This window comes from Acinetobacter sp. Colony158, assembly GCF_019264745.1.
In the GTDB taxonomy this organism is placed as follows: Bacteria; Pseudomonadota; Gammaproteobacteria; order Pseudomonadales; family Moraxellaceae; genus Acinetobacter; species Acinetobacter ursingii.
This window is the reverse complement of the sequence record NZ_CP078523.1, coordinates 3,256,253-3,275,545: the sequence shown is the minus strand read 5'-3', so window position 1 is coordinate 3,275,545 and position 19,293 is coordinate 3,256,253. Positions and strand designations below refer to the sequence as shown.

General features: G+C 40.5%; 15 protein-coding genes and 3 pseudogenes. 6 read left to right on the top strand and 12 right to left on the bottom strand.

All coding sequences use genetic code 11. The features are described 5' to 3' along the window. The first annotated feature begins 51 nt into the window (after positions 1 to 51). The 5 genes and pseudogenes from msrB (at position 52) to JR005_RS13305 (ending at position 4,987) form a co-directional block, all read left to right on the top strand. A complete protein-coding gene (gene msrB, locus JR005_RS13330) occupies positions 52 to 471 on the top strand; it encodes a peptide-methionine (R)-S-oxide reductase MsrB (protein ID WP_004989584.1) in 420 nt (139 codons plus the stop codon). Beyond that, positions 468 to 953, top strand: coding sequence for a glutathione peroxidase (locus JR005_RS13325; protein WP_004997057.1), 486 nt, complete (start codon positions 468 to 470; stop codon positions 951 to 953). The genes msrB and JR005_RS13325 overlap by 4 nt, the downstream gene beginning before the upstream one ends. A gap of 20 nt (positions 954 to 973) precedes the next feature. After that, on the top strand, positions 974 to 1,798 hold the full coding sequence (locus JR005_RS13320; protein WP_179943801.1) for an AraC family transcriptional regulator: 825 nt from the start codon (positions 974 to 976) through the stop codon (positions 1,796 to 1,798). 72 nt (positions 1,799 to 1,870) lie between these two features. After that, positions 1,871 to 2,491 carry a LysE family translocator gene (locus JR005_RS13315; RefSeq protein ID WP_218665257.1) on the top strand — a complete coding sequence of 207 codons (621 nt, stop codon included), beginning with the start codon at positions 1,871 to 1,873 and terminating at the stop codon, positions 2,489 to 2,491. Between the two features lie 277 nt (positions 2,492 to 2,768). Next, positions 2,769 to 4,987 (top strand): annotated as a pseudogene (locus tag JR005_RS13305) (TonB-dependent receptor). A gap of 73 nt (positions 4,988 to 5,060) precedes the next feature. Here the strand turns inward: JR005_RS13305 and dapC are convergent. The 4 genes and pseudogenes from dapC to JR005_RS13285 form a co-directional block, all read right to left on the bottom strand. After that, the gene (dapC, locus tag JR005_RS13300) at positions 5,061 to 6,230 is read right to left on the bottom strand and encodes a succinyldiaminopimelate transaminase (protein WP_218665255.1); all 1,170 of its coding nucleotides are present in this window, start codon (positions 6,228 to 6,230) and stop codon (positions 5,061 to 5,063) included. A 28-nt stretch (positions 6,231 to 6,258) separates the two neighbouring features. Continuing rightward, positions 6,259 to 8,931, bottom strand: coding sequence for a [protein-PII] uridylyltransferase (gene glnD / locus JR005_RS13295; protein WP_151722051.1), 2,673 nt, complete (start codon positions 8,929 to 8,931; stop codon positions 6,259 to 6,261). 15 nt (positions 8,932 to 8,946) lie between these two features. Then, positions 8,947 to 10,170 carry a formate-dependent phosphoribosylglycinamide formyltransferase gene (gene purT / locus JR005_RS13290; RefSeq protein ID WP_218665254.1) on the bottom strand — a complete coding sequence of 408 codons (1,224 nt, stop codon included), beginning with the start codon at positions 10,168 to 10,170 and terminating at the stop codon, positions 8,947 to 8,949. Positions 10,171 to 10,297: 127 nt separating this feature from the next. After that, positions 10,298 to 10,685 (bottom strand): annotated as a pseudogene (locus JR005_RS13285) (tautomerase family protein). A 201-nt stretch (positions 10,686 to 10,886) separates the two neighbouring features. Between JR005_RS13285 and JR005_RS13280 the strand changes: the two are divergent. Continuing rightward, positions 10,887 to 11,303, top strand: coding sequence for a hypothetical protein (locus JR005_RS13280; protein ID WP_227546650.1), 417 nt, complete (start codon positions 10,887 to 10,889; stop codon positions 11,301 to 11,303). Between the two features lie 74 nt (positions 11,304 to 11,377). Here the strand turns inward: JR005_RS13280 and JR005_RS13275 are convergent, their stop codons facing one another. From JR005_RS13275 to JR005_RS13240, 8 genes and pseudogenes are all read right to left on the bottom strand, one after another. Further along, the gene (locus JR005_RS13275) at positions 11,378 to 11,665 is read right to left on the bottom strand and encodes a hypothetical protein (protein ID WP_218665252.1); all 288 of its coding nucleotides are present in this window, start codon (positions 11,663 to 11,665) and stop codon (positions 11,378 to 11,380) included. 379 nt (positions 11,666 to 12,044) lie between these two features. Then, a pseudogene (locus tag JR005_RS13270) lies at positions 12,045 to 12,656 on the bottom strand (superoxide dismutase). Positions 12,657 to 12,844: 188 nt separating this feature from the next. Continuing rightward, positions 12,845 to 13,936, bottom strand: coding sequence for a redox-regulated ATPase YchF (gene ychF / locus JR005_RS13265; RefSeq protein WP_004989558.1), 1,092 nt, complete (start codon positions 13,934 to 13,936; stop codon positions 12,845 to 12,847). 97 nt (positions 13,937 to 14,033) lie between these two features. Beyond that, positions 14,034 to 14,693: a methionine ABC transporter permease gene (locus JR005_RS13260; protein ID WP_004989555.1), complete on the bottom strand. Its 660-nt coding sequence runs from the start codon at positions 14,691 to 14,693 to the stop codon at positions 14,034 to 14,036. After that, positions 14,674 to 15,744 carry a methionine ABC transporter ATP-binding protein gene (locus tag JR005_RS13255; protein ID WP_126624341.1) on the bottom strand — a complete coding sequence of 357 codons (1,071 nt, stop codon included), beginning with the start codon at positions 15,742 to 15,744 and terminating at the stop codon, positions 14,674 to 14,676. Before JR005_RS13255 ends, JR005_RS13260 begins: the two co-directional genes overlap by 20 nt. Before the next feature lie 22 nt (positions 15,745 to 15,766). Next, entirely contained in the window at positions 15,767 to 16,615 is an 849-nt protein-coding gene (locus JR005_RS13250; protein WP_004989549.1) for a MetQ/NlpA family ABC transporter substrate-binding protein, read from the bottom strand. A gap of 15 nt (positions 16,616 to 16,630) precedes the next feature. Further along, positions 16,631 to 18,043 (bottom strand): LLM class flavin-dependent oxidoreductase, encoded by a 1,413-nt coding sequence (locus tag JR005_RS13245; protein WP_218665251.1) that lies wholly within the window; start codon positions 18,041 to 18,043, stop codon positions 16,631 to 16,633. Then, positions 18,043 to 19,290, bottom strand: a complete 1,248-nt coding sequence (locus JR005_RS13240) for an SfnB family sulfur acquisition oxidoreductase (protein WP_228731710.1) — start codon at positions 19,288 to 19,290, stop codon at positions 18,043 to 18,045. Before JR005_RS13240 ends, JR005_RS13245 begins: the two co-directional genes overlap by 1 nt. Positions 19,291 to 19,293: the final 3 nt, after the last annotated feature.

Below are 19,293 nucleotides of genomic sequence, written 5' to 3'. Positions count from 1 at the left end.
GTAAATATAGAATTATTCTATTTAAACAGTTAGATGAATAGGGAAATGATCATGGGAAAACTCAATAAAACAGAACGAGAATGGCAAAGAGAGTTATCACCAGAAGAGTACCGAATTACGCGACAAAAAGGCACTGAACCTGCTTTTACCGGACAATACTGGAACACCAAGCAGCAAGGAACGTATGTTTGTCGTTGTTGTGGTACCGAGCTTTTTACATCGGACACCAAGTATGACAGTGGTAGTGGCTGGCCTAGCTTTTATCGACCTGTCAATGCAGGCGCGATTGATGAACAGGAAGACTCAACCCATGGTATGACACGTACAGAAATTATTTGCCATAATTGCGATGCGCATTTAGGACATGTATTTGAAGATGGACCACAGCCGACAGGACTACGTTATTGCGTAAATTCGGCTTCATTACAACTAAAAACCAACGAAAAAAATGATGAGGAAACTTATCCATGACGAGTCTTTATCAGTTCGAAGCTGAATTATTAGAGGGTGACACTAAGCAGATGTCTGACTATGAGGGCAAAGTGCTTTTAATTGTCAATACTGCAAGTAAGTGTGGCTTCACACCACAATTTGCGGGCTTAGAAAAAGTATACGAAAAATATAAAGATCAGGGATTTGAAGTATTAGGCTTTCCTTGTAATCAATTTGGGGGGCAGGATCCAGGTTCGAATGATGAAATTGGAGCTTTTTGTCAGCGAAACTATGGAGTTGATTTTCCTATGTTTGCTAAAGTGGATGTCAAAGGCCCTGAAGCACATGCCATTTTTCGCTATCTGACGCGTGAAGCCAAAGGCATTTTGGGTAGCGAAAGCATTAAATGGAATTTTACCAAATTCCTTGTTAGTAAGGATGGTAAAGTGCTGAATCGTTATGCACCCACCACGAAACCTGAGAGTATAGAAGAAGATATTGAAAAAGCATTGGCTCAATAATATTTATACAGAAATTGAGTATGTCTCACTCAGATATCGCATTCTGGAGTGATCCTCGCATGCCTTATGTGGAAACACGTAAGGCATGTCAAAGTCGTATTTGCTATAAAGCGCATAGTCATCCGACTTTTTCAATTGGTGCTGTAGATCAGGGGCAAAGCCGCTTCAGTAGCTATTTACATACGACAGAGAATATTGAAGCGGGTTCAATTGTTTGTATTCCTGCATATATTGAACACGCGTGTAATCCATTGCCAGATCAGGCGTGGAGTTATCAGATGATGCATCTTGATCTGGATTGGCTTAAGCAATTATTAGAAGAATCCGTTACAGAGTGTATTTGCAACCAGATCCCTGAGTTAGTGCCAGAAATTATCAAAAAGCCTGAAATTTATCAGCATTTTTGTCAGTTGAATGATACTTTATTTGATCCAGGACGAACCATTTTAGAAAAAGAGCAATCTTTGGTTGAAACACTTACGCAGATTATTTTTCCATCATTACAATTAAAGCAAGTAGAGGAAAAACTTTATCTTCAGCAACATCTAAAACATTTAGTTGATCTTATTGTTCAGTACGAGCATTTTCTTTCACTTGAGCAATTATCCGCACAAAGTGGTATTAGCCGTTACGCGATTATTCGTTTATTTAAAAGAAACTTTGGTCTGACACCTCATGCTTTTCAACTCAATTTGAGAATTAATCAAGCGCGAGACAGGTTGAAAAGCGGGAGCTCAGTCGTCGATATCGCTTATGATTTGGGCTTTAGTGATCAAAGTCATTTCCATCGCGTGTTTAAAAGCTTAACAGGCGTAACGCCAAAACAATATCAGAGTGGCTTTTAAACGCAATTTTATACAAGAACACGATTTGGCATTTGCCTAAGCTGCGATTTTTGATTTGATCGAATAGTGTTTATGGAACTCTATTTTGCGATTGCGGTGACTCATTTCGTTGCTTTACTCTCACCTGGGCCAGATTTCTTTTTAATTTTAACGACTTTGCTTGCTCGAAATAAAAAAGCAGCACAGCAGGTCTGCTTAGGGATTGCTCTCGGAAATGCCTTGATTTTATGGTTAGTTTTTTCCAGTTGGTACCTGCTTGGAAAAATAGATCACTTGACTTTGAAATATTTAAAATGGGGAGGTGCATGTTATCTTTTTTATTTGGCTTTTTTATGTTTACGCCATGCACATGCCAAGATTGAAATTGATCAAACTGAATCATCTCAATATTCTTCTTTTTCTGCTTTAAGGCAATTATTACTTGGATTGCAATCCAGTTTACTTAATCCTAAAAATATCCTTTTTTATAGCAGCTTGACCTTGCTCATTTCTGAAAAATTTAATGTTTATCAAAAAATTACCATTTCAGTGTGGATGGTGATGGTAGTTTTAATTTGGAATTTATTTTTGCTGAGATTATTATCACATGAGCGCTGGATGGTCGCTTTACGCAGACATTCTAAATGGCTTTACTATCTTTCTGGGTTAAGTTTTGTGGGATTTGCAAGCCTTTTGATGTTGATTCCATCTTAGACATTCTTTAGAAAAAAATGATGTTTCTCATAGACTTTTTCATCAGTCTCTTTTATTTAGCTCTATGGGAGAAAATAAAGAGGGTTTAAACAATGATGAAAAGAAGTCTAATGTTGATAATGAATAAATTACATTGAAGTTTTTTACATGAAAAATTGCAATCGAATTGTGAAGTTCTATTAATAAAAACATTCTGTATTTGAGAAAAGTTATTTAAATTATTTTTATTCTCATTTAGTATCATCGCAATTTTATAAACTGTACTCGTGGAATTGTGATGATCAAACTTAAACCGCTTGTCTTGATGATGGCTTGTGCATCAGGCTATATCATTACCCATGCTGATGATCAGGTTTCTCAGCAATCAGAGTCTGATAGTCAACCCGCAACTGCTTTGGAAACTATTCGTGTAGTTGCTAGTGCAGATGCTTCTGCAACAGGGCTTATGGAAGCCTACGCAGGAGGTCAGGTGGCTAGTGGTGGGCGCGTGGGCATTTTTGGTAATCAAAAAAATTTAGATACGCCGTTTAACTGACCAGTTATACCAATCAATATATTCAGGAGCGTCAAGCTAAAAGCGTGGGTGACGTTTTAAAGGCAGATCCAAGCGTTCGTGTGGGACGCGGTTATGGTAATTTTCAGGAAAACTATTATATCCGTGGTTTTAATTTAGGTTCAGATGATACCGCCTATAATGGACTGTACTCAATCTTGCCACGTCAATATATTTCAACAGAGCTTTTTGAGCGGGTTGAAGTGCTGAAAGGGGCTTCTTCATTTTTAAATGGAGCGATGCCAAGTAATGGGGGGATTGGCGGGGCAATTAACTTATTACCTAAACGTGCAGGCAATGAGCCTTTAAACCGTGTAACTTTGGGCACTGACTTTAATGGTGGCTATATTTCAAGTGATATTTCACGCCGTTTTGGAGAGGATCAACAGTTTGGTGTTCGAGTAAACACCGCGTATCACGGAGGTGATACTCCAGTTGATGACGAAGAAAAATCTTTGGGACTTGTCTCAGTCGGGCTAGATTATCGTGGCGATCGTTTGCGTCTATCTGGAGATATGGGATATAGCAATAATCGTTTAACAGCAACGCGTCCAAGTGTAACTTTGGGTAGTGGTATCACCTCAATTCCGACACCTGTTGATAGTTCAAGTAATTATGCACAAAAATGGTCTTATTCCAACGAAGAAGATTATTTTGGAAGTTACCGCGCTGAATATGATTTAACCGATGCGATTACGGCTTATGCAGCTTATGGTTTTCGTCATGGCCAAGAACAAAATAGCTTGGGTAATGTGACACTTACCAATGCAAATACGGGTGATTCTACCTTCTATCGTTTTGATAATGCACGTGTGGATATGGTGAATACAGGGGAAGTCGGTATTCGAGGAAAATTGGATACGGGTTCTGTTCAACATAACTTAGTGCTGTCTGCGTCAGCTTTTCAACAGAATACCCGTAATGCATATTTTATGGATTGGGCAAATCAGCTAGCTACCAATATTTATCGGCCAGTCCAATATGATCAGCCTGAAGCACTAAATCCGTTATTTCATGGTAATGATATGGATTCACCAAAGCTTACGACAAGAACAAGACTTAGAAGTATTGCTATTGGCGATAATTTAAAAGCTTTTGATGATAAATTGATTGTTATGTTGGGTGGTCGTTATCAGACCATTATTCAAGATACTTATCAATATGATAATAAAGGTAAAAACCCTTCATATGATGAAAGTAAATTTACCCCTGCATTAGGTTTAACCTATAAAATCACACCTGAAATTTCAGTCTATGGTAATTATATTGAGTCTTTAGCCAAAGGTTTGAGTAATACAACAGCTAATGTTACTACGACACTAAAACCATTTGTTGCTAAGCAAAAAGAAGTGGGTGCCAAGTATGAAAATGGCGTGATTGGAGCAACACTGAGTTTATTTGACATTAATAAGCAGCGTGGTATCAAAGATGCTAATGGTGTCTTTAGTGATGGTGGTGAATATGTACATCGTGGTGTTGAGCTTACTACTTATGGCAAATTAACTGATGATATTACCGTACTTGGTGGTGCAACGTGGATGCATGCTAAACAGGAAGATACAGGTTCAGTCACTTATGATGGCAACTATGAAGTAGGTGTTCCAAAGTTTCAAGCTAATTTAGGTGCAGACTGGAAACTCCCTGTTGCACAGGATATTTCTTTAAATGCACAATTGATTTACACAGGTTCGACGTATGCGAGTCTAGACAACAATCTAAAAGTGAAAGACTGGACGACACTTGATTTGGGTGCAAGCTATAAGACACATCTTGGACAAACACCGACTACATTTAACTTTGCTGTAAATAATGTATTCGATAAAGATTATTGGGGTTCGGTCGGACTGTATGACAATATCAATAGTACAGGGAATACCAATAATGGTTATGTTGTTGCAGGTCAGCCACGAACATTTATGCTAAGCGCCAGCTTTGATTTTTAATTAATTTTTGACTCAGTCAAAATAATAAAGCCTCAATATATATAGAGGCTTTATTATTTTAATTTTTTAAAATCTACAAGATTTTCTTTAAACGCTGTACCACTTGCTCACATTGTGCCAAGTCCGCGACCAATGCCATACGCACATGATTTTCCCCAGGATTTCCTTGATCAGTTTCACGGGATAAATAACGACCCGGTAGCACTTTAATATGCGCTTTTTCCATCAACATTTTGGCAAAAGCTTCATCATGATCCACTTGTAACCAATAATAAAATCCCGCATCAGGTTTTTGTAGAGGTAACAAAGACCCAAGTTCAGATTGAAATAAGTCAAATTTGGCACGATATTGTTGACGATTTTCTTCGACATGCTCTTCATCATTCCATGCTGCGATTGAGGCCAATTGATGTTGTACAGGCATCGCTGCACCATGATAGGTACGAAACTTTAAATAGGGTTTTAACAGTTCGGCATCACCTGCGACAAAACCAGAGCGCATTCCCGGTAAGTTGGAACGTTTGGATAATGAATGAAAAACGATACAATTTTTATAATCATCACGCCCCATTTCGGCACAGACTTCCAATAAACCAACTGGTGCTTGATCAAACCAAAGTTCTGAATAGCACTCATCAGAGGCAATCACAAAATTGTATTGATCTGATAGTTGAATCAGTTTTTTAAATTGTTCTTTAGATAATACAGCGCCCGTAGGATTACCCGGTGTACAGACAAATAATAATGCTGTTTTTTCCCAGACTTCGGCTGGAACTGCATCAAAGTCACCCAAATAATCATTTTCAGGCGTACAGTTGATAAAATACGGTTTTGCACCAGCGAGTAAGGCTGCACCTTCATAAATTTGATAGAAAGGATTTGGCATCACCACATAAGGTGCATCTTCACGATTAATCAGTGCCTGTACAAAAGAGAAAATTCCTTCACGTGTACCTGTGACTGGCAAGATATGATCTTCAACGCTAATACTATTGAGCTTAAAACGCTGGGTCAGCCAGTTGGCAATACTCTGACGTAACTCAGGTAGCCCTTTGCTATTGGGATAAGTCGATAAATGCTGAAAGTTGTCAATAATAGCTTGTTTTACAAACTCAGGGGCAGGATGTTTGGGTTCACCAATAGAAAGCGGAATGAGGGGTAAATCTGCGGGTGTGACGTCCTTAAAAAGCGCATTTAACTTTTCAAAAGGATAAGGATGTAATAACGACAAACTGGAATTCATGAAACATTTACCGATTTAAAACTGTGAATTAATGTTGACTAATAACTTGATTAGATGCTTCATCTAACGCAGATTTTAGCTGATCTGCAAAAAGTTTGGCTTCTTCAATATTCATGGGTTGACCATCTTTTTTAGTCACAAAGAAAATATCCTCAGCACGTTCGCCGAGTGTGGCAATCTTGGCTGAATGGATATCGAGCCCTTGCATCATAAAAACTCCACCCACTCGTGCTAGTAGACCGGGTTGATCCAGTGTAGATATTTCAACCATGTTTTGTTGCAGTACAGGGTTTAGCGTAATATCAACGGTATTTTCTACATCAAAATGACGAAGTTGGCGCGGAATACGGCGCTGCATGAGTCCTGGGTATTTATCAGATTGGCTAAGTGCTTTAACCAATGCCTCTTTCACGGTAGTCTCGCGTTCTGGATCTGTCAGCAAAGTACCAAAACGATCTAACACGACATAAGTATCCAGACTAAAGGCTTTGGTGGCTGTGATAATCCGTGCATCCTGTACATCCAGATTCATGCGATCTAGCACTGCAACTGTGGTGGCAAACAGATTTGGTTTATCTTGGGTATAGATAAAGATCTGAATAGCATCCTGAGCTTGTGTTGACTGACGATGTGCACGGAATAATACCAAAGGCGCAGGGTTATCACCATGTTGCAAAATCGCACGGGTGTGCCATGCAATTTCATCGGCAGATTCTTTAAGAAAGTATTCGTCGCCGAGTTCTTGCCAGACTTTTTCAACAGCGTCTAGTGAGAACTCATTTACCAGTGCTTCACTCGCAGTAAATTTGGTGTCTTCAATCAACATTTGATAATCGACAGGACGACCTAAACCTGAACGGATCACGTCTCTAGAATAGGTATAAAGCTGACGCATGAGAGAAGCTCGCCATGTATTCCAGAGTTTTGGATTGGTGGCATTAATATCAGAAACAGTCAGACTATATAGATAGTCCAGATGCTCCATATCACCTAGTTTTTCCGCAAACTCTTTGACGACATCTGGATCAGAAATATCTTTTTTCTGCGCAGTGAGTGACATCAGTAGATGGTTTTGAATCAGCCATGCAACTAATTTGCACTCACGTTCGGTAAAACCATGTTTACGACAAAACTCAATGGCATCTTCAGCACCCAATTCACTATGATCACCGCCACGACCTTTGGCAATATCATGAAAAATTGCAGCCAAATATACAATATCGCGACGTGCCAAACGCTGAAACACTGAGCTGACCACTGGAAAATGCTGCGCAAATTCTGGTTCTTTAAAGCGATTTAAATTACGAATCAGTAATAAGGTATGTGCATCGACGGTATAAATATGGAACAAATCATACTGCATCAGCCCCATAATTTGACCAAATGCAGGAATGTAGTTGCCTAAAATTCCATAGCGTTTCATATCGACGAGCGTGTCATATAGACGATAAGGCGAACGGATAATCGCCATAAACAAGGCTTGATGCACAGGATTATCACGAAATTCCTGATCAATCCGTTTTGCCGCCATAATCAACAAACGCAAAGTTCTTGCACGAATCCCTTCGATTTCAGGGCGATTGGCTAATAAATAGAAGAGTTCTAAAATTGCGCTTGGGTGTTCAGCAAAAATCTTATGATGTTGTACTGCGAGTTTGCCATCGACTAATTTGAAGTTTTCATTAATTTCTTCAATCTTACGTTCATAGTTAGGCAAACGTGGGGTAATCACAGACTCATTAAAATAGGCCAAAAGCATTTCATTGAGTGTTGAAACCTGCTGCGCGGTACGATAGTAACGTTTCATGAACTGTTCTATCGCATAATTGGCAGGTTTGCCTTCTTCTTGTACATAGCCAAATTTGGCGGCGATATCACGTTGATAATCAAATAGAAGTCGGTTTTCATCGCGCTTGGTCAAGCGGTGTAAATGATGGCGAATTTCCCATAAAAAGCTTTCAGCTTCTTCTAGTACACTCAGTTCAAATTCGGAAATAAAGCCAAGATGAACGAGATCATAAATGCGGTTGACGCGGAAATGCCGCTTGGCAATCCAGCCGATCTGATTCATGTCACGAATGCCACCAGGTGCATTTTTTATATCTGGTTCAAGATTACTTTCAGTGTTGTTATGTTGAGCATGGCGTTTTTCCTGCTCTTCCATTTTGGCATCAAAAAAGGTTTTATCCGTCCATGTTTGAGATACGATGCGACGCGGCCATTTGGCTAAATGTGAGTTTCCTGTAATCAGTCGTGCTTCGATGAGCGTGGTGGCAACCGTTAAATCATTGGTGGCTTCTTCAAAACAGTTGCGAATAGTCCGTACACTGATACCGGGTTTAAAATTTCCTACATCCCATAAAGAGGACACAAAAGTAGAAATCTGTTTTTCTTGTTCAGGTGCAATATCATGCTCGGACAAGATCATGATATCCACATCTGAATAGGGCAACATTTCACGACGGCCATAACCACCGACCGCAAAAAGTCCTAAATCAGTTTGATTTAGTCCTGCATGATTCCAAAGAAAAATCAGCGCTTCATCAATAAAATTAGAACGTGCTAAAACAATATCACGTATGGGTTGACCATTTTCATAAAACTCCTGTAGCTGCTGTTCAACGTCATTACGCCATTGATTAATTGCCTGAATGTCATGGTGACTGGTGACATAACTCAGCAGCGGAGAAGTATTGATCATAAAAATAGGCCTAACTTAAACTGATGAATTTGTTTGAACTTGAACAAGGCTTGCTGCTTGAGCAGCAAGCTCACGTGCCTGATCGGTATCTTGAGCACGGGCGGTAGCAACGCCCATACGACGACGTTTAAAACCTTCGGGCTTACCAAAGAGGCGCAAGTCAGTATCGGGATGGGCTAATGCTGTATTTAAATGACTAAAGCTTAAATTATTGGCATCTACACCCGCATAAATCACGGCACTGGCTGCTACGCTATGTCGTGCAGTATTGACAGGTAATCCTAAAATAGCACGAGCGTGTAACTCAAACTCACTTTGAAATTGAGATGCCAAGGTAACAAGTCCTGTATCGTGTGGGCGTGGTGAAACTTCACTAAACCAGACTTGGTCACCTTTGACGAATAGCTCAACTCCAAAAATGCCACATCCGCCAAGCGCAGTGGTGACTTTATGCGCGATTCGTTTTGATTCTTGTAGGGCAGCTTCAGTCATGATTTGAGGTTGCCAACTTTCAACATAATCGCCAGAATCTTGACGGTGTCCAATCGGATCACAATACTGCGTTTCAATTTCACCCGTTTCTGGATTTTTAGCACGAACAGTTAGTAAGGTAATTTCAAAGTCAAAATCAATTTGAGATTCAACAATGACTTTGCCTTGATTTACTCGACCACCTGTTTGAGCATATTCCCAAGCGGCATCGACTTCTTCAAAGCTTTTAACACGCGACTGACCTTTACCCGATGAAGACATCACGGGCTTTACAAAGTTCGGATAAGCAATATCGTCGCAGGCAGCACGGAAACTTTCTAGCGAGTCTGCAAAGCGATAAGCTGAGGTTGGCAAACCTAGCTCTTCGGCCGCCAAACGACGAATGCCTTCGCGGTTCATGGTGAGATTAACTGCTTTGGCAGAAGGAATAACCGTTGCAATGGCCTTATTTTCAATTTCAACCAACACTTCAGTTGCAATCGCTTCAATTTCAGGGATGATCAGATTTGGTTTTACTTTTTCAATGAGTCGATGCAACTCATTTGCATCCGCCATATTGAGCGTATAAGAATAATGTGCAACTTGCATTGCGGGAGCATGATCATAGCGATCTGCGGCATGAACTTCGACTCCTAAACGCTGCAAAGAAATAACCACTTCTTTACCGAGTTCTCCTGAACCCAATAACAGGACTTTAAAGGCAGAAGATTGAAGGGGAGTACCAATAGTCACGCTCATGCGAATCATCCGTGCAAAAGTTGGGTATTAAGCATAGCAGAACTCGATCATGAATTAAGCCTTGATTCACATAAAAATATATAGTTTTGTTCGACAATAAAGGAAAAATGAATAAAAGTTTAAATCTGAATAAAAATTAGATGTTTATTTTATAATTTAGCTGTAATTCATCGGCATTTTGTCCACGAATACCCCAGTTTTCTTTAGGGGTTTCAAAGATTGTTATTTCTACATCTTGTGGACTGATTCCACATTGCGCCTGAATGTTGCTAAAAATCTGTTGAATTAGTCGTTTTTTGGTTTCTGCCTGCCGTCTTGAAAACATTGAAATCTCAATGATGGTATAAGCTTCACTTCTGTCCACAGGATAAATAAAGTCTTCTGGAGCTAGTGCAATGAATCGATGGAAACGTTTATCTTCTGGGTATTGAAGAGTCATTACCAAAGCTTGGTGAATTGCATTTGATAGGGTCATTCGATGTTTGAATGGTATTTTGGTTTGCGTAAATTTTGATTTGAGACATTTAATGATCACGTTTAGGTCAAACTCATAAAATAGCAATGTAACATCAACAATTCTTAGGTTTCAAAAAACAAATTCATAAAGATTGAGTATTGTCTTGGAATTCACTAGCATAGTGGCGAAATGTTGAGACAGGTAATCGTTGATGATCACTTCAACACCCAAATTTTTGATTTTTACTCCCGTATTTTTAACTTTGGCTATGCTTTCTGGCTGTAATCAAAATGAGCAGAAGCAGACCGACAAGGTTGAAATTAAAGCTGCTCCCACACTAACCAATGATGCAACCACCTATGCACACAAAGCATGGGATTTGATTAATCAAATAGATCCGATTGTATATACAAAAAAAGTAGATCAAATTGATGAGCAAGTCAGAAAACCACTACGCCAACTCAGTACAGACTGGCGAATTAATGTCAAAATGACAGATTCAGTCACTGAAGGTAAATATGCTTTATGTCGTAAGGCGTTAACTTCGCTTGATACATGGGCAAGGGAAACAAAAGACAACAGTGCCACCGTGACCCAGAAACAAGCAGATTACGAACGGGATAAATCGCAATGTAAGGACGCCATTGCTAACCCTGCTTTAGGTAATACTGATCCCAAACGCTAATTAAATGATTATGTAAAAAAGCGAGATTCAAAAGAATCTCGCTTTTTTATGACTCAATTTTTGTAAAAAGCAGATTAATGGTTTTGGTGACTGGTTGTTGTTGAGGTGGTCGTGGTAGTCGAAGCGGCTTTAGCTTTTTCTGGTTTGGTTGTTTTCACTTCTGTAGTTTTTACTGTTTGCGTGGTTTTTTTCGCTTCAGCTTTAGTTTGTTTTGCTTTAGCACCCGATACAGCCACACATTTACCGCCTTTATGATTTGGACCAGTTCCGCCTTGTAGTGAGGTTCCTTTTGGGCATGCAAATGCAGTTGCACTCATGAATGCTAAGGTGCTGCTTAAGATGATGACAGAAATTTTTTTCATAGTGTTCTGATGAATATAAGGCATTAGTACCTGATTAAAAAATAGAAGATCACATACTGAGCAAAAAGAGTAGTTTTGTGTTGTATTTACTTAAAAACATTAAGATTTATAGTAATGATTTTATTTTTAATTCAGATTTAAGTTTGATGTATTTAATCGACAATTGAGCAAGCAAATAAAAGCAAGCCCTATTGTAAACAAAACAATAGAGCTTAGGTCGCTATTTTGACAAATATACAATCATGTGGGGTTTAAATTTGAAAAAAATGGCGAAAAAACACCATGAATCCTCCGCACAAAATTAAAATACCGATCGTATAACGCAATAGTGCAGGAAAGGACATGTCATAAGAACCTGTATGCAAAATAGCTGAACCTCTTATTGGATTGCTGCTTGATAACGACGATTGACTTCATTCCAGTCCACCACATTGTAAAATGCAGCAATATATTCAGGACGACGGTTTTGATATTTCAAATAGTAGGCATGTTCCCAAACATCCAGACCTAAAATTGGAGTATTGCCATTCATGAGTGGAGAATCCTGATTTCCACTACTTTCTACTACGAGTTTTTTCTCAGGGGTGACGCTGAGCCATGCCCAACCACTCCCAAAACGGCTAATCGCTGCTTTGGTAAAGGCCTCTTTAAATGCATCAAAACCACCAAGCTCTTGTTCAATGGCTGTTGCAACTGCACCTGTTGGATTTCCACCTCCTTGAGGACTCATGACTGTTCAGAACAAAGAATGGTTGGCATGACCACCGCCATTGTTAATCACTACATTTTTGATATCGGCAGGCACTTCATTGACCTTTGATACCAGTTCTTCGACTGCTAGTTTTTCCCATGCAGTGCCTTCAATCGCTGCATTGATATTATTGATATACGTTTGATGATGTTTGGTATGATGAATTTCCATCGTTTTAGCATCGATATTGGGTTCAAGTGCATCGTATGCATAAGGTAACGCGGGTAGGGTGTACGCCATGAAAATGATCCTTTTTAAATCAATTCGTAAAATCAAAGTGTTTTAATCAGATTTAGTTTAGGGGATATTGGTTTTTATGTAAATATATTGATAATCATTATCATTGTATTTATTGTTTATAAATTCATATAAGCAATAAAAAAACCAGCAGTGCTGGTTTTTTTATAATTGATTAAATCAAGTCGTGATTACACGTTAAAACGGAAGTGCAATACATCACCATCCTGTACCACATAGGTTTTACCTTCAAGGCGCCATTTACCCGCTTCTTTGGCACCCGCTTCGCCGTTGTATTGGACAAAGTCATCATAGGCGACACATTCTGCGCGAATAAAGCCTTTTTCAAAGTCAGTGTGAATGACACCAGCCGCCTGTGGCGCTGTAGCACCCACTTTAACTGTCCATGCACGAACTTCCTGTACACCTGCGGTGAAGTAAGTTTGTAAACCCAAGAGGGCATAACCTGCACGGATCACGACATTGAGACCTGGTTCTTGCATACCCATTGCTTCAAGAAATTCTGCGCGATCTTCATCTTCAAGCAACGAAATTTCTGCTTCAATCTGGTTGCATAAAGGCACCACAATGGCGTTTTCTTCTGCTGCCAGTTGTTTAACCGCATCCAAGTGCGGGTTGTTTTCAAAACCATCTTCAGCAACATTGGCAATATACATGGTTGGTTTTAAAGTCATTAAACCAAAACCACGAACAAGTTTACGTTCATCATCACTTAAATCCGCCGCACGGGCAGGTTTACCTTCATCCAGTAAAGGCTGGATTTTTTCTAATACGGCTTTGGTCGCAATGGCATCTTTATCGCCGCCTTTTGCAGATTTGGTCAGACGCAATAATGCTTTAGCTACAGTTTCAAGATCGGCCAATGCTAGTTCTGTATTAATCGTAGCAATATCATCGAGTGGATCGATTTTACCATTCACATGAATGACATTCTCATCTTCAAAACAGCGTACCACATGTGCAATCGCATCGGTTTCACGAATATTGGCTAAAAACTGATTCCCCAGACCTTCACCTTTAGATGCACCTGCGACTAGACCTGCAATATCTACAAATTCCATCGTGGTTGGTAGAATGCGCTGTGGTTTTACAATCGCTGCAAGTTTATCAAGACGTGCATCAGGTACTGGTACGATGCCAGTATTGGGTTCAATGGTACAGAACGGAAAGTTTTCTGCGGCAATCGCAGCCTTGGTGAGTGCATTAAAAAGTGTTGATTTACCAACATTTGGCAGGCCGACAATACCACAATTAAAACCCATGAGAGGACTCACAAAAATATAAATTAAAAACTGGCGCTGATTTTACATGAAAGCCATGACAAAGTCAGGTCATGGCTAAGTGCAAATCATCACAAGTTTAAATTTTACGTTTGTCTAACTGTTGAGAAAGCGTATCTCCTGTGGCTTGAATCAACATCACCAATACAATCAGCACTACAATCACCGCAAACATCACAGTTAAATCAAAACGTTGATAGCCATATCGATAAGCAATATCCCCCAGACCGCCTGCACCAATCGCACCTGCGATAGCGGAAGAGTTAATCATGGTGACGATGGTCACGGTAAAACCTGCCACAATGCCCGGTAATGCTTCCGGCAATAGCACATGCCAGATAATCTGCTGACGATTACAGCCGATCGCTTGTGCGGCTTCGATCAGTCCTTGATCCACTTCACGTAAACTAACTTCTGCAATGCGAGCAAAAAAAGGAATCGCGGCAAGGGTCAGTGGAACCACCGCAGCCCAAACGCCATAACTGGTTCCGACAATCCAGCGGGTGATGGGAATCAGGGCGACCATCAGGATCAAAAAGGGAATAGAGCGGGTAATATTAATAATCCAGCCAATCGGTTGATTGATGGCCTGAGAAGGATAAATACCATTTTCTGAGGCACTGACTAAAATTACAGCGAGTGGTAACCCGATGAGAAATGCCAATAAAGCGGAAACCCCGACCATGATCAAGGTGTCGAGCGTTCCTGTCAGTAATAAATCAATGAGTTGGTCGTGCATAACCGATCACCTCGATATGTTGAATCAGCGATGTAAGCTGTTGTTTTAAATGATTTAGATCAAGATTGAGTCGTGGTATGCCGACCACCCACGATCCAATCAAATGTTGTTGAATGTTATCTACATGACTTTGGTACAAATACACAGGGGTATCAAAGCTCGCTAGAAGTTGCGTCAGATCAGGCGCATGTTGGGCATCGCTTTGATATTTCAGTTTAAGAATCGTATGGGTGGAGTCTGCTTGAAGGTATGAATGCACTTGAAATGGTAAATCCAGTTGTTCCAGATTTAACAGTTCTTGAGTAATCGGCTGTACAGGATTGGAAAAGACCGACCACACTTGTCCTGATTCGACGATTTGACCTTGTTCAATCACCACCACTTGATCACAAATTTCACGTATCACTTGCATTTCATGAGTAATCAAGACAATGGTAATGCCAAGTTCCTGATTAATTTTTTTCAGTAAAGACAAAATGACAGCAGTGCTTTCAGGGTCTAACGCTGAGGTTGCTTCATCACAGAGTAAAATTTCTGGATGATGAACCAGTGCTCGGGCAATGCCGACACGCTGCTTTTGTCCACCTGAAAGCTGAGAAGGGTATTGCTCAGCTTTATGGCTGAGCCCTACCAAAGCTAAAACTTCATCGACGCGATTTTTGATGTCGGATTTGGCATAGCCAGAAACTTTGAGTGGGAGTGCCACATTTTCCCATACCGTTTTGGCCGACATTAAATTAAAATGCTGAAAAATCATGCCAATGCGTTGACGTAACTTGATCAAACGTGAGTGATCCAGTGTGGTCAGTTCATCTTGATGAATCTTGATTGAGCCTGAACTCGGTTGCTCAAGTCCATTCAGGGTACGCAATAAAGAGGATTTACCCGCACCGCTTTTTCCAATGATCCCAACAATTTTACCTTCTGGAATATCCAGATTAATCTCTTTTAATGCTTCAACCTGTTGACCTTGAGTATCATAGGTTTTATTGAGTGAGCGAATTTGAATATGTGGAACTGCAAAACTCACTTGAGCGCCGAAACTGACCATGACTTAACTCCATGAATGTAAGTTATACCCAACCTGGGAACCAAAGTTTTGGCCCCAAATCTTCATTCAGCGCTGCTTTAACCGCAGGCGAAGTTTGATAAATTTCGACAAATTTTTTCAATTTATCGCCTTTGTCCTGATAATCATCACGCACCACGAATAAAATCGCATAACGTTTATTGGTAGTATCGTCCAGCACTAAGGCACTTTCAGGATCAGCGGTTTTGGCCAAACGTAAATAATGTGGATAGCCAAAGGCTAAATCGACATCATCAATAGCACGTGCCGTTTGTGGGCCTTCTACTTCAATAAATTGTAAGTTTTTAGGATTCGATGAGATATCGCTTAACTTGGATAAATAATTAGTTGGGTCTTTCAGTTGAATCAGTTTGGCTTGTTGTAACAGCAATAACGCGCGTCCTTGATTGACAGGATCGTTTGGAATGACCACACGCGCATTTTGTGGCAAAGCATCCAGACTTTTATATTTTTTGGAATACAGTCCGACATGCGAAGCCGCACCTACACCAAACGCTTTAAGCTTATAGCCTGTTTCTTTAATGGCATTGTTTAAAAAAGGTTGATGTTGGAAAAAATTGGCATCAATATCACCATTATTCAAGGTAATATTGGGCGTATTCCAGTCAGAAAATTCAACCAGCTTAACATGAATGCCTTGTTTCTCAGCTTCTTTAGCCGCAGCCTGTAAGGGATGCGCAAAGGGTGGGCTAATGCCAATCACCAACTCTTCATTCTGCGTTTGGCGTTGTTTATTCCAGATGAATAAACCAATAATTAAAATGACAAAAATTGCCCCGAATATAATCAGTTTTTTGTTCGATGAACGTGATGTGAAAGATGATTGAGTCATCTGATACTCCAAAATTTAAGCGCTAATATGTTGTGAAAGGTGAGAAGATTTTTCTTGTTTTAAAGGTCGACATCGGAAGGCATCGGCAGGGTGCGATGCAGCAAGACGATCACCTTGTTGATGCAGTTTGTGTCGTAAAGAACCCGCTTGATATTCCGTTTTATAACGTCCGCGTTGTTGTAATTCAGGAACCACGAAACGGATAAAATCCTGATGTGATTCGGGTGCTACAGTACGAGTCAAATTAAAACCGTCAATGCCTGTGTCATCCATCAAGTCAATCAGTTGCTCTGCGACATGGCTGCCACTCCCGACAATCAATGGATAACGTCCACCCAAAACATGCTGATTTTTTAGATCATTTTTCGTGATTTGCTGAGTTTTGAATTTTTCATTCACAGACGCGATACTGTTACTTTTTTGATAAGGAATCACTTCATCATCTGCAAATTTGGATAAATCCATGCCAACTGAGGAGGCATAATGCGCAAGTCCTGCTTCTGGGCTGGCATATTGACGATACTCTGCCAGTTTCTCCTGAGCAATTTGTTCTGTTTCTCCAGTTACGACGGTAATGCCCAGAAAAATTTTAATGTCACTGGCTTGGCGACCTTGCTGTACGGCTTGCTCTCGAATTTTAAGAACTTGCTGACGAATTTTTTTAGGTTGATCGCCACCAATAAAAATACATTCGGCATGGGCTGTCGCAAATGCTAATCCACGCGGGGAAGCGCCTGCCTGAAATAAAACAGGGGTACGTTGTATTGAGGGTGCAACCTGAAACACGCCCTGACTTTGGTAAAAACGTCCTTGATGCTGAATTTCGTGAACTTTGCTGGGATCAGTGAAAATACGATGGATTTTATCTTTTTGAATCGCATCATCTTCCCATGAACCTTCCCAATATTGATAGCAAAGCTGTAAAAACTCTTCGGCCTGTTCATAACGCAAATCATGATCTTTTAAGCCTGAATGACCAATGAGACGTTCTGCGCTGTCCAGATAGCCCGTGACAATATTCCAGCCAATACGACCTTGTGTCAGATGATCCAGAGAGGCAAAACGCCGTGCAAATTGGTAAGGCGTTTCATAACTTAAATTCACAGTAATCCCAAAACCCAAGTGCTGGGTGACCGCTGCCATTGCAGAAACCAAGGTACTAGGATCATGACTCGGCAGTTGAATTGATTCTCGTAAAGTCAGATCAATATTGTTTTGATAGACATCATAGACCCCTGTAATGTCCGCGATGAATAAGCCATCAAATAGTCCAGCTTCCAGAGTTTTTGCCAGATCAGTCCAATAACTTAACTCGTTAAAACGATGCGACTGATCACGCGGATGCGTCCATAAACCATGATTGATATGACCGACACTGTTCATATCAAAGGCATTCAATAGAATTTTCTTTGGTAATTTTTTTGTCATTACAATGTGCCTCTGCGTGGAGGCAGAATGCCATTTAAAATATAATTTCCAATAAAGTAATATTTCCAACGCGCGGCGTCATGCAAGGTATGAACGCGCGCATTACGCCAGAAGCGATCTAAACCATCCTCAGCCTGACTACCACGACTGCCTGCCAGTTCAATCAACTTTGATGAAGCTTTCAGAGCTGTCTTACTACTATGCGCGCGAACTTTTGCCACATCGATTGACGCTTTGGCAATTGTTTCAGCATTGGTTTGTAATTTTGCTGCATCAATGGAGTGTGCCGCCTGTTTCAGTAAAACCTCACTGGCACGAACATCGGTGGCAACACGGCCAAGTTCATAAATCGTGAGTGGATCTTCTGCGGCACTTTCAACATTGGAATCGATCCACGGACGTGCCTGATGTACCCGTTTTAGAGTTTCCTCAAAAGCAGCGCGGGCGATCCCCACTTCAATCGCTGCATGCATAATTTGTGCAAATGGCCCCACCAGAGTCGGTTGCTGAAAAGCTGTATCGAATGGAATGACATCTTCGGCAGCAACAAAGACTTGATGAAACTTGACACTTCCACTGCCTGTGACACGTTGACCAAAACCGGTCCAGTTATCAATTAAACTCAGCCCTTCACTTTGACGTTGCACAAAAGCTAGATATTCACGACCTTCGGCATCCACCACTAAGGTCGGAATACGATGCGCAAATAAACTCCCCGTGCAGTAAAATTTTTCACCATTAATCAGATAACCCTCTTTAACAGGGATCAGCGCTGTTTGTTTTAAACTGGCATTTTTCGGTTTAAATTCTGCCAATGCATTGCCAAAACGGGCGCCATCGAGAACTTCCTGATATAACCGTTGTTTTTGTGCTTCGGTTCCTGTATTTCTTAACACTTCCAGCGCATAAAAATGGTTTTGCGGAATCTGACCAATTGATCCATCAACGCCACTCAATAACGCAATAATTTTGGCAACCGTGAGGCTAGATACTTCTGCACCACCATAACGTTTGGGGACTGTAATTGCCCAGAGTCCAGATTGACTAAAAGCCTCAATTTCAGCAAAAGGTAAGATACGCTGTGCATCACGTTCGATACTTTGAGTTTTAAATTGCTCGGCAAGTTGCTGTGCGACGTCAAGTGCTTCAGCATCATTTTGAATCACACGTACCGCAGAATAATGCTGGGTACTGGGATGATTAACAAGATCATTTTCCGCTTGATGGATGGCTTGATAAGAGGTCATTTT